The following is an 11,885-nucleotide window of genomic DNA, read 5'->3' on the forward strand; positions in this document are numbered from 1 at the left end:
AATATTTTTATTCGATCGGTATGTTTTTAGATGTGCAATAATTCAAGATATCTTCATCTTTTTCATAATACATGTCACATTCTTTCTCTAATTCCAACAAAGACGAATTGACATATTTGTCATCCGCACTTAATATTTTTTCAATTTGTTCTATAAATTGGCGATATTTCTCGTTAATATGGCACAGCTTGTCAATCGTTTGATAGTCTAAGTTTTTATAAGAAGATTGAAAAAGAATTTGGCTTTCAAACGGATTTGCATGAAGTTTAATTACCCCAATTCCAAAAGACTTATTTAATCGCTCCATCTCTTCTTTCAAATTATCATTAATTTCAAAAGCCACCAAATAACCTAAATTTGCCCATGTCGAATTTGAAACGGCTTGAAAGTAATATTTTTTTAATTCATAATCTGAATTGATCTCTTTTTTAATCTCATAGGAAATGATTTCACAAGAGTCTTTTCTTTCAAGTGTTTTCAATAACTTACTGCTTGTTGCACTTTTAAATTTCGCAAACTTCACGCCGATAATATCGGGATGCGCCCATTTTTGCGTGTCGTCTTTACTATTTTTCGACTCTTCGTGTAAAATCGTTTTGGCATAAATACCTAGACTTTTAAGATAGCTTACAAACAAAACATGCAAATCTCTCTCAGAGAAGCAAGCCTTCGTACCTTTTTTAGAGCCATTTTCATCTTGCAAAAGCACATTCGCTTCTTCAACTGCTAAAAGATCGTTTTTCGTCAGATAGTAAAAATAAGCACCGTTTTGTTTAACCCTAGCAACTCTCGTATCATTTTTACGAATAAAATCACCCAATAAAGCAGATACCGTTGCATGAGGTGTTTGTCCTTCAAACGCATATAATTTATTATCTAAAATATATTTTGTGACTTCTTGATAAGAAACAGGCTTTTTAAAGTTTTCAAGTGCTTTCAATATGCTATCTTTAATAGTCATCCTATACTCTCCTCAATTAGCAGCACTGGATTGCATCTTAGGCATCGCAAATTTTTGCGTGATCAGCTCGCCTTCGTCGTTAAAGTAGAGATAATAGAGCCAATCTTTTTTCACGCTCAAACCTGCCAAATAACGAAGTGCTAGATTTGCCTGCAACGAAGCGATGTGCATCACGATGGGTGCGGCAATGCCTGCGGGCGTTTTAGTGCTGATGACAAAGGCTTTAAAACTACTCTGCTCGAAAAAACAGACCTGCCCGTTGAACGCCTCGACCGAACCGTAAAGCCACGGCGTATTCACGCTTTTAGCATACGCATCGATGGCGGCGCGTGAGGGCAAATTGTCGGTAGCGTCGATGATGAGATCGACCGCAATATCCTTACATGTAAAGTCTTCCAAGCGACCGATATGCGCCGTAACTTTTACAAAAGGACAACGCTCTTCGATGCTTTTTTTCACCACGTCGGCTTTGAATTTTCCCTCATCGCCCAGTTTAAAGGCAATTTGGCGGTGAATATTATGCACACTTACCTCATCAAAATCGACCAAATGGATTTCGCCTATCCCCGAACTTCCCAGTGCATACGCTAAAGAGCTTCCCAAACCGCCGCAACCGATGATGACGATTTTTTTACTTTGAAGTCTCTCTTGCGTCGCTTCGCCCCAAAGCTGAATCTGTCGGTGAAAATAGTGCGTCATACGTTTTCTCGCTTACTCACCTGTTTTTTCCAACCCCAGAGCTTTCGCGCTTCGGCTAAGACGTCTTTGTCGATGGTCGCGACGATCATCTCTTCTTTATCCCCGAGGCTCACTTCGACTTCGCCGTAAGGGGAAATCAAAGCACTTTGACCGTAAAACTGCCACGTCTCTTCCTCTTTGTAACTGCCGACGCGATTGGCGCGCAAAATATAAACATTGTTTAGCATCGCACGCATTTTTAAAAGCTCTTCCCAACGTTTTGCCGAATCAAACGTCGAAGAAGTAGCACTCAAGACCACATCGACGTTTTTACGCATGACTTCTTGCCATACCAGATCAAAGTGAAGCTCATACCCGCTGACGATCCCAAAGCGCAAACCGCCGTGCAAAAAGAGCGGCAACGTGTATTTGGCGATCGCGTTGGCAAAAAACTTCTCTTCGTTCCAATGCTTGTAATTAATCAAAAATTGCTGATCGAAAAAATGCACCGATTTGGGCGAAAAATGCGCGTTGCTCTTGTAACAAAAATCCCCTTTGACGTTGACGATCGGCGCGATGACGTGAAGGTTGTATTCGGCGCAAAGCTTTTTGAGCGTTTCGATTTTGTGGTTGGATTGCTCTTTGATCATTGAGATCGGCATCGTCTCCAACTCTTTAAAAAAGCTGTTGAGCGCATATTCGCTCAACAAGACGACTTCCACCTCTTTTTGCTGGCAAATACGAAAATAGTAATCCAATTTTGCTTCGCTCATCGGAAGCGTACTTAACTGTAAAGCGGCTATTTTCATGCCTTCTCTTCCTTCTCTTGCAATTTGGCATACGTCAATTTGGCTTCTTCAATCATCGCGCTCGCCTCTTTCAGAACCAAAATTCCCTCTTGATACCGCTTCATTCCCTCTTCCAAGGAGAGTTCGGGATTGGAGAGTTGCTCCAAAATCACTTTGGCACGTTCTAACTTTACTTCAAAACTCTCGTTTTTTGCTTCCATATTTAGACCTTTGCCTCTAAGGCTTTTCGAATATAAAAATCAAACGTATCGTATTCGACTAAAAAGGCATCGTGCCCGTAACGACTGTCGATACAATAATAATCCACCCGTTCGCTTCGTCCCATATTGTCCATCGTCGCTTTGATGAACTCCATCTCTTCGGGCATAAACAAAAAATCGCCTTTAAACGAAATCAACGTCAGTTTGGCTTTGATGTGTTTGAGCGAATCTTCCAGCGAATCGTAATTACGCGTTGCATCAAAAATATTCATCGCTTTGATAATGTACAAATAACTTAAAGGATCGAAACGTTTGGCGAAGCTATAGCCGTTGTATTCCATATAGCGTTCAACTTGAAAACGCCCGAAAAGCTCGTACAAACCGTCCGTCTCGACATAATTACGACCGAATTTTTTGTTCATCGAATAGGGACTTAAAAAACTGATGTGCCCCGCCATACGCCCGATGGCAAAACTCTGCAAGCCCTCTTCCGTAAAATCGTCCTTATCGTAGTTACCGCCTTTAAAGCGTTCGTCTTTGACGATTCCTTCCATTGCGATTTTGTTCCACGCAATTGCCCAAGGACCCGTTGCATACGTCGTCGCAAGCAAAATCACCCGTTTCGCGAAATGAGGATACTCGATCGACATGCAAAGCCCTTGCATTCCGCCAAGCGATCCGCCGATAATCGCATACGCTTCTTGAATGCCTAAACGTGCGAAGAGATTCATTTGCGCTTTAACCATATCGCTAATCGTTAATACCGGAAATTTAAGACGCAAAGGCTCTTGGTTTTTTCCCTGAGGGCTCATAGGACCGCTCGAACCGAAACAACTGCCCAAAATATTGACGCAAATAACGTAATATCGGGTCGTATCGATAATTTTTCGATCGCCGATCATCGGGTCCCACCATCCGGCTTTGGTCTCATTTTCATAACGACCTGCGGCATGGTGACTTCCGGTAAGCGCGTGAAAAACGACGATGACGTTACTTTTATCGTCGTTCATCTCTCCGTACGTTTCGTAGGCAAGTTGATACGACTCTAAAATACGACCGCTTTCTAGGTAAAGCGGCTCGTCGAAACGTTCGATAGAGGTTTGTATTTTCACCGTAATCCTTACATGTAAGCGCGTTACTAAAAACGCGCGTTTAATTCACACGGTAATTGGGTGCTTCGTGCGTAATGATAACGTCGTGTACGTGGCTCTCTTTAAGTCCCGCACTCGTAATCTCCACGAATTCCGCTTTTTCTTGATAATCGACGATATCGCGAGCACCGACGTAGCCCATAGAGGAGCGAAGTCCGCCGACGAGCTGAAAAATAACGTCGCGAATCGATCCCGCATGCGGTACGCGCCCTTCAATGCCTTCAGGTACGAGCTTATCCGCCGCCGTTCCTTCTTGGAAATAACGATCGCTGCTGCCTTTGGTCATCGCACCGATGCTTCCCATACCGCGATAGGTTTTATATTGACGTCCTTGATACGTAATAAGTTCGCCTGGACTTTCATCCGTTCCGGCCAATAAACTTCCGATCATCACGCTTTGAGCACCTGCGGCTAAGGCTTTGGCAAAATCGCCCGAATACTTAATGCCGCCGTCGGCAATCACCGGAACACCGTGTTTTTTACCTACCGCCGAGCACTCTTCGATGGCTGAAATTTGCGGTACGCCCACACCCGAGACGATACGCGTGGTACAAATACTTCCAGGTCCGATACCCACTTTAATGCCGTCAACGCCGGCTTCGACTAAAGCTTCCGCCGCTTCGGACGTTGCGATATTGCCGGCGATAATATCGACGTCTAACGTTTTTTTGATCAATTTCACGGTATCGATAATACCTTTAGAGTGTCCGTGCGCCGAATCGAGAACCAAGACATCCGCACCCGCGGCAACGAGTGCCGTCGCACGATCCAACTGACCCACGCCGATCGCCGCGCCGACACGAAGCCTGCCAAACGCGTCTTTATTGGCGTTAGGATACTCTTGACGTTTTTTCAAGTCTTTGATCGTAATCAATCCTGCTAGTTTATTATGCTCGTCGACGACGGGAAGTTTTTCGACCTTATTTGTTCTAAAAATCGCTTCGGCATCGTCCAAAGTCGTGCCTTTTTTGACGGTAATCAAAGGCATTTTCGTCATTAACTGTTCAACTTTTTTACTAAAATCGTTTTCGAAGCGAAGGTCGCGGTTGGTCAAAATACCGATCAAGGTATTGGTGTCGTCTACGACGGGAACGCCTGAAATTCGATACTCCGACATAATTTCCAAAGCTTCTTTGAGCGTCGCGCTGGCTTTGATCGAAACCGGATCGATGATAATGCCGCTTTCGCTTTTTTTCACGCGTCTGATCTCGCGTACTTGCGATTCGACGTCCATATTTTTATGCACGATGCCTAGACCTCCGAGCCGCGCCATCATAATCGCCGCACGGTGTTCGGTTACCGTATCCATCGCCGCGGAAATTAACGGAATGTTCAACGTGATATTCTTCGTTAATTTTGTTTTAATATCCACTTCTTTGGGTAAAATTTCCGAATATTTCGGTACCAATAAAACATCTTCAAACGTCAACGCTCTTTTTCTAATTTTCATGTGTGCTTCTCCTATAACCCTAATGCTCGCTCTAAGCTCAGCGCACCATCCAGTAACGCTTGCTCACCGTAGGCTTGTCCTATCAATTGTCCGCCGATGGGTAGCCCTTCTTGATTTTTACCCAAAGGAACCGAAATACCGGGTAATCCGGCAAGATTCAGTGAAATCGTATAAATATCGCTTAAGTACATCTCTAAAGGATCCGCTTTAGAGCCGAACTCAAACGCCGCGGTAGGCGTCACCGGCATAAAAATCAGATCCGCTTCTTGAAAAATCGCTTCGTATTGTGCTTTGATAAAGTGGCGTGCACGTTGCGCTTTAATATAATACGCGTCGTAGTAACCGCTACTCAAGACAAACGTTCCGAGTAAAATTCTTCGTTTGACCTCTTCGCCGAAACCCAAACTTCGGCTTTGAATGAACATCTCTTTTAACGAATCGCTGTTGTGTCGATTGCCGTAACGTACGCCGTCATAACGGCTTAAGTTCGCGCTCGCTTCCGCGGTTGCGATCACGTAATAGGTTGCGATGTCGTATTTGGAGTTGATAAAATTGCGATACACGATCGTATGTCCGGCACTTTGCAGTGCTTTAATCCCCTCTAACATCTTCTCGCGTACTTCGGGACTTGCTTCATTGAGGTAATTTTCGATGACGGCAATCGTCATTTTACGATCGGGATTGAGTTTATCGGCAACGCTCTCATGCGCCATAGCGGCACTCGTAGAATCTTTAGGTTCGTGTCCCGCGATAATATCGTACAAAATTGCGGCGTCTTCGACGTTTTGCGTAATCGGTCCGATTTGATCCAAAGAGCTCGAATAGGCACCCAAACCGTAACGGCTCACTTTTCCGTAAGTGGGTTTGAGCCCGACGCAACCGCAAAAAGCCGCGGGCTGACGGATACTTCCGCCCGTATCGCTGCCAAGAGCCGCAATAGCAATGCCCGCCGCAACGGCCGCCGCGCTTCCGCCGCTACTGCCGCCCGGAACGCATTTGGGATTATGCGGATTCAAGGTTTTGCCGTAAAAAGACGATTCCGTGGAGCTTCCCATCGCAAATTCATCCATATTCGTACGCCCAAACGGTGCAAGACCGTGACGTAACATGTTATCGACGACGGTTGCGTTGTAAGGAGCGACGTAGCCTTGCAAAATATTCGAACCGCTGGTGACTCCCCAGCCTTTGACTTGAATATTGTCTTTCAACGCGATAGGAATTCCCTCGCCGTACTCGCCGATCGGTTGATTGGTAAGTTGTTCAACGTATGCACCCAGCTCTTTTTTGGCTGCAATCTCTTTTTTTAAGTCGTCTCGAATCTCTTTCAAAGCTTCGGCAGGAAGGGTTAATGCTTCTTTTAGCGTAATCAATGATGTTCCTTTAACTGTTTCGTTCGTCGATTGACGAGGTAAACGCACACGCCGATGACGATAAAAATAGCGCCGACGGTTTCGAAAATAAAGCTAAGCTGTACGGGAGCGCTCAAATCAACCATTGAGAGCCTCGGCGCATCGGTGGCATAGCTCTTCTTCGCTTTTTGATCGGTATTTCCAACAACGTGGACATTTGCATTTAGGAGCTTTTAAAATTTTAAAACGATCTTTTTCGACTTCAAAAACGCCGATTTCGCCGCTTTCTTCATGCTCGATCACGCGGCTGACCGTAAACCAATCTTCCGCATCGACCTTATCGAGTGCGATGATTTTTGCGGACGCCGTTTGTATGACCAATTCCAACGTCGATTTAATCACTTTTTCTTTCTTCAAACTATCGACGATTTCAAAAAATTTCTCTCGTGCTTCGATCATGTAAGCTTCGTCAAACGAAGACGTATGATCCGGTAGCGGTTGATAGACCAGATCAAAAACACCGGTACCGCCTTGTTTCACGATGTTCGGCGCATACTCCATCATTTCGTCGATCGTATACGTAAGCGTCGGCGCAAATAAAGCCATCATACGCTCGGTAATCAGTGCCATCGCGCTTTGTGCGGAGAGGCGGATCGTGTCGTTTTTGGCGTTACAATAGAGCCTGTCTTTGGAAATATCGAGGTAAATACCGCTGAGTTCCACCGCAATAAAATGGTTCAAAAGCGCAAAGCCTTTGGAAAATTCGTACTCCCTAAAATAGCCTTCCGCCTCATCGAAAACGGCTTTGGCATGGGATAATATCCAACGATCCAACGCCCCCATCTGCTCGTAGGGCAAAAGCGTTTCCAAGTCGTTGATATTGGCAAGTAAAAAACGAAACGTATTACGGATTTTTCGATACTGCTCGCTGACTTGTTTTAAAATATTATCGCTAATTTTCAAATCGGTCGTGTATTCGCTTGTTCCGACCCACAAACGTAAAATCTCGACACCGTGGCTTTTGGCGACATCGATCGGAGAGACGACGTTACCTTTGGACTTGCTCATCTTCTCGCCTTTTTCGTCCATGGTAAAGCCGTGCGTTAAAATTTTACCGTACGGAGCGATGCCGTTATTGGCGGTGCTGACTAAAAGCGAGCTTTGGAACCAACCGCGGTGTTGGTCGCTTCCTTCCAAATACATCGACGCCGGATAATCGCCAGCATCGTACTCTTCGGACTGTAAAACGGCTTTCCACGTACTGCCGCTGTCAAACCAAACATCCAAAATATCCATGACTTTTTCAAGGTTTTCCGCTTTATAGCCGCTATTTTCGACTAAAAGGTCTGCAATCTCCAAATCCCACCACGCATCGGCACCTTTTTCTTCAAAGATGTTGGCAATATGGTTGACGACTTTGGCATCAAAAATCGGTTTACCCGTCGTTTTATCCCTAAAAAATGCAATAGGAACACCCCAATCACGTTGTCGTGAGATACACCAATCGGGTCGATTTTCGATCATCGAACCCAAGCGGTTGATACCTGATTTGGGGTAAAAACGAACCTTTTGAAGCTCATCCATCGCCATTTTACGAAGGCTCGCGCGTCCGCCGACCGCTTCGTCCATTGCAACAAACCACTGTTTAGTCGCACGGTAGATGATCGGCTGATGCGTACGCCAGCAAAACGGATAAGAGTGGGTAAACTTGGAACATTTGAGCAAATGTTTGCCTAAAAGCTCTAAAATACGCTCATTGCATTTAAAAATATGCTCGCCGACGAAACTCTGCGCATCGGGCAATAAGCCTAATCGAACTACCGTCTCGTCGTAACAGCCGCGTTCGTCTACCGGCATAATAACCTCTAGGGCGTATTTCAGTCCGACTTTATAGTCATCGTCGCCGTGCCCCGGAGCGGTATGAACACAGCCGCTACCGCCGTCCATCGTGACATGTTCGCCTAAAACGATTCGAGAAGGGCGTCCGTTAAGCGGATTGATCGCCAAGGTGTTTTCCAAAAGTGAAGCTCGAAACGTTTGAACGATTTTTCCGCTCAAAACGCCTTGTTCCAAAAGCTTGACATGTAAGGCTTCGGCAACGATATAGCCGTCGCTCGTCACGACGTAATTTTCTTCAGGATTCAACGCAATACCGACGTTGGCGGGCAAGGTCCACGGCGTCGTCGTCCAAATAATGACCGAGACGTCGCCGCTCACGTTCAATGCGGCTTTCGCCTCGTCGCTAAGCCCAAACGCTACGAAAATGGAGTAATCCTCTTTATCTTCGTATTCGACTTCGGCTTCGGCTAACGCACTGCGCGCCGCCCACGACCAGTAAACGGGTTTGCTGCGTTCTACGAGTAATCCTTGATGCGCAACGCCGCACAAAGCACGGTAAATATCCGCTTCAAATTTAAATTTCATCGTCATATACGGGTTATCCCAATCGCCGATAACACCCAAGGATTTAAATTCGTCACGTTGAATATCGATAAATTTGCGTGCGTGTTCACGGCACAATTCCCTGATTTCGCTTTTAGCAAGCGTATCTTTTTTCTCTTTACCGAGATTTTTTTCGACTTGCTGCTCTATCGGCAAACCGTGACAATCCCAACCCGGAACGTAACGAACTTTCTCACCGAAAAAATAGTGCGTCTTAACAATAACGTCTTTGAGAATTTTATTGAGTGCATGTCCGATATGAATATGCCCGTTCGCATACGGAGGCCCGTCGTGCAAAATAAACGTCTTGGAACTGTTTTCGCGATTCTTGATCATGCGTGCGTAAGCGCTTTCCTCTTTTGAAAACCACTTAGCGTAACGAGCGGGTTCGTTTTGGGGTAGATTGCCTCTCATCGGGAACGCCGTTTGAGGAAGAAGCAAGGTCTCTTTATAGTCCATTTAGTCTCTCTCCTTGGAAGCTAAGACTCTTACATGTAAGCATCTTAAAATGAGGCAAGTTTACCTAAAAACGATTTAAGAAGCACTTACGCATCGCAAGATGCTATAATACAAACTAAAAAAGGTTGTGCATGAAAAGCTCTTTGATCGTCGTAGGAAAAGCCTTGCGATACAATCTGCCGTTTTTAAATTATATCCATTCCACGATCACGAAACATTTGAATCTTCCCGATCAAACCGTCTATATCGATAAAAACGACAAAGACCTCTTTTTTGTGTTAGAAGAATCGATTTCGCATGCCGACGAAATCGTTATCGTCACCTCCAACGACAGTTTTAATCTAGTCAACAAAGTTATCGCGACGCTCGGTGAAGAGACGTTGGAACTCAAAGGCGGTATGTTGATCCCCTCTAAGGCCGTTCGTTATGAAACCGACAGCTACCTTTTAGCGCGGGAGGGCAAATATATCAACGTCATAAAAGCGACGGAAAATAAAAAACTTCCGCCTATTTTTATCGATAACACCAACGAATCGTCCCTTTTTTCCATCATCAATATCGATGAAGATTCCTTGAAAATTCTCGTCGAACCCTTAGCACAAAATTACGAAATCCGCATCACTCCGACGACAATCATCGACGGATGGATAAGCGTCGAAGCCGTTTCAAACAAATACGGCAATTTGGAGAGTTTTTTCAAAGCCGTTAAATCGCTCTTACCTCAAAAAGTCATTCAGCATCCCGATGTTATCGAACATATTTGTACCTGTTTAGAAACGCACGGTAAGACCTTAAGCGTTGCGGAAAGTTGCACCGGAGGATTGATCGCTTCGATGTTAACCGAACATTCGGGAGTCTCCGCCGTTTTTAAAGGCGGCATTGTTTCCTACGCCAACGAAATCAAAGCATCATGGCTCGGCGTCAACGAAGAGACCCTCGAACGCCACGGTGCGGTGAGCGAATTGTGCGTTAGGGAGATGTTAGAGGGCGTTTTAAACGCTAGCTTGGCCGACTATGCGATTGCCACAAGCGGTATCGCGGGACCAACCGGCGGAAGCATCGAAAAACCCGTCGGAACGGTTTTTGTGGGTGCCCGCGACAAAGAAGGAAACGTCCTAATCGAAAGGCTCCTTTTAGAAGGCGATCGACACTATATCCAACGTCAAAGCGCGTATCACGCCTTTAAACTTCTTTTACATGTCGGAGAAACACTTTTTTTAAAATAGTGCAAATTTCTCTTGACAAATGAAATTTTTTTCTCTATAATTTCAGCCTCATTACGAGAAGAACGGTGAATGACTCGTTAGCTCAGCCGGTAGAGCATCTCCCTTTTAAGGAGGTGGTCGATGGTTCGAATCCATCACGGGTCACCACTTTTTTATTTGTGCGACCCCATCGTCTAGTGGTCCAGGATCCCGCCCTTTCACGGCGGTTACAGGGGTTCAAATCCCCTTGGGGTCGCCATTTAATTCTTTTTACGTAGTGTCCCTTTGGTCGCTTAGCTCAGTTGGTAGAGCGCCACCCTTACAAGGTGGATGTCATAAGTTCGAGTCTTATAGCGACCACCATTTCGTGTGCGGCGGTAGTTCAGTTGGTTAGAATATCGGCCTGTCACGCCGGGGGTCGCGGGTTCGAGCCCCGTCCGCCGCGCCACGATTTATTTCCCTCAGCTCTTTCTTATCGTTACGATGAAACCGTCTGAGCATGACTCGTTAGCTCAGCAGGTAGAGCATCTCCCTTTTAAGGAGGTGGTCGATGGTTCGAATCCATCACGGGTCACCATTGTCCTAAACAAAATCACGTGTGCGACCCCATCGTCTAGTGGTTAGGACACCGCCCTCTCAAGGCGGGAACGGGGGTTCAAGTCCCCCTGGGGTCGCCATTTTCCTTCCTATATTAAATTCTTTTTCCTCGTTGATTGATTCCCTCATTTTCATAAATATCGATTTCGTGTTTGTATTCGGGATTGGCTTTTTTAAGCTCTTCGTCCATAAACGCGATTAACTTCGCGTCCGCATTGCGATGACTCGCAACCAACAAGACGAAATTGAGATACACTTTGGCTATTTTGGGAGTCATTCCTTTTTGCTTTTCGGGGAAAGGACAATCTTTGGCAACTTGTAAAATAGCATTGGTTAGATCGTTGCGCGTCGAATTACGTTTAGCTGCAATTTCCACCATCGCTTCGATAGCAATTTTGCGAGCTTTTTCTTGTTCGACTTGACTGGGAATCGTTTCGATCACAACGGTTTTTTGAAGATTCGCGACAACGATAAATAAAGAGATAATGACAATTGCGATAACCGCAACAATGGCAAGAATCAGATAATTCTCTTGCATACCTATAGCCTTCCTGATTTTTGGGGCTATTATAGCACAACTTGAA

Annotated in this window: 11 protein-coding genes and 6 tRNA genes; 7 read left to right on the forward strand and 10 right to left on the reverse strand. The window is 45.3% G+C overall.

What is annotated here, in order from left to right; genetic code table 11:
* Positions 1–7: 7 nt before the first annotated feature.
* The 9 genes from NL930_RS10500 to ileS are packed head-to-tail and all read right to left on the reverse strand — an operon-like array spanning position 8 to position 9,499.
* Positions 8–961 (reverse strand): HTH domain-containing protein, encoded by a 954-nt coding sequence (locus NL930_RS10500; protein ID WP_254376646.1) that lies wholly within the window; start codon positions 959–961, stop codon positions 8–10.
* 12 nt (positions 962–973) lie between these two features.
* A complete protein-coding gene (locus NL930_RS10505) occupies positions 974–1,660 on the reverse strand; it encodes a ThiF family adenylyltransferase (RefSeq protein ID WP_254376647.1) in 687 nt (228 codons plus the stop codon).
* Positions 1,657–2,448 (reverse strand): carbon-nitrogen hydrolase family protein, encoded by a 792-nt coding sequence (locus tag NL930_RS10510; protein ID WP_039672258.1) that lies wholly within the window; start codon positions 2,446–2,448, stop codon positions 1,657–1,659. The genes NL930_RS10505 and NL930_RS10510 overlap by 4 nt, the downstream gene beginning before the upstream one ends.
* On the reverse strand, positions 2,445–2,648 hold the full coding sequence (gene xseB / locus NL930_RS10515) for an exodeoxyribonuclease VII small subunit (protein ID WP_041962105.1): 204 nt from the start codon (positions 2,646–2,648) through the stop codon (positions 2,445–2,447). Before xseB ends, NL930_RS10510 begins: the two co-directional genes overlap by 4 nt.
* Before the next feature lie 2 nt (positions 2,649–2,650).
* Positions 2,651–3,760, reverse strand: a complete 1,110-nt coding sequence (locus NL930_RS10520; RefSeq protein ID WP_254376648.1) for a homoserine O-acetyltransferase — start codon at positions 3,758–3,760, stop codon at positions 2,651–2,653.
* Positions 3,761–3,800: 40 nt separating this feature from the next.
* On the reverse strand, positions 3,801–5,249 hold the full coding sequence (gene guaB / locus NL930_RS10525; protein WP_254376649.1) for an IMP dehydrogenase: 1,449 nt from the start codon (positions 5,247–5,249) through the stop codon (positions 3,801–3,803).
* Positions 5,250–5,260: 11 nt separating this feature from the next.
* Positions 5,261–6,619 carry an Asp-tRNA(Asn)/Glu-tRNA(Gln) amidotransferase subunit GatA gene (gatA, locus tag NL930_RS10530; protein WP_254376650.1) on the reverse strand — a complete coding sequence of 453 codons (1,359 nt, stop codon included), beginning with the start codon at positions 6,617–6,619 and terminating at the stop codon, positions 5,261–5,263.
* Positions 6,616–6,744 carry a hypothetical protein gene (locus NL930_RS10535; protein WP_256497245.1) on the reverse strand — a complete coding sequence of 43 codons (129 nt, stop codon included), beginning with the start codon at positions 6,742–6,744 and terminating at the stop codon, positions 6,616–6,618. Before NL930_RS10535 ends, gatA begins: the two co-directional genes overlap by 4 nt.
* Positions 6,737–9,499 (reverse strand): isoleucine--tRNA ligase, encoded by a 2,763-nt coding sequence (ileS, locus tag NL930_RS10540; RefSeq protein ID WP_254376651.1) that lies wholly within the window; start codon positions 9,497–9,499, stop codon positions 6,737–6,739. The genes NL930_RS10535 and ileS overlap by 8 nt, the downstream gene beginning before the upstream one ends.
* A gap of 131 nt (positions 9,500–9,630) precedes the next feature.
* On the opposite strand from ileS, the gene NL930_RS10545 reads away from it, so the two are divergent.
* From NL930_RS10545 to NL930_RS10575, 7 genes are all read left to right on the forward strand, one after another.
* A complete protein-coding gene (locus NL930_RS10545) occupies positions 9,631–10,725 on the forward strand; it encodes a CinA family protein (protein WP_041962109.1) in 1,095 nt (364 codons plus the stop codon).
* 71 nt (positions 10,726–10,796) lie between these two features.
* Positions 10,797–10,872: transfer RNA gene (locus tag NL930_RS10550), tRNA-Lys, on the forward strand.
* Positions 10,873–10,887: 15 nt separating this feature from the next.
* Positions 10,888–10,963 (forward strand) — tRNA-Glu (locus NL930_RS10555).
* A 28-nt stretch (positions 10,964–10,991) separates the two neighbouring features.
* Positions 10,992–11,067: transfer RNA gene (locus tag NL930_RS10560), tRNA-Val, on the forward strand.
* Between the two features lie 8 nt (positions 11,068–11,075).
* Positions 11,076–11,152, forward strand: a tRNA-Asp gene (locus tag NL930_RS10565).
* A gap of 53 nt (positions 11,153–11,205) precedes the next feature.
* Positions 11,206–11,281: transfer RNA gene (locus NL930_RS10570), tRNA-Lys, on the forward strand.
* Positions 11,282–11,306: 25 nt separating this feature from the next.
* Positions 11,307–11,381, forward strand: a tRNA-Glu gene (locus NL930_RS10575).
* A gap of 14 nt (positions 11,382–11,395) precedes the next feature.
* On the opposite strand, the gene NL930_RS10580 is transcribed toward NL930_RS10575, so the two are convergent.
* Complete coding sequence (locus NL930_RS10580; RefSeq protein ID WP_254376652.1) at positions 11,396–11,839, reverse strand: hypothetical protein; 444 nt, start codon at positions 11,837–11,839, stop codon at positions 11,396–11,398.
* Positions 11,840–11,885 lie beyond the last annotated feature (46 nt).

The sequence above is a fragment of the Sulfurospirillum sp. hDNRA2 genome (genome assembly GCF_024206095.2).
Taxonomy (GTDB): Bacteria; Campylobacterota; Campylobacteria; order Campylobacterales; family Sulfurospirillaceae; genus Sulfurospirillum.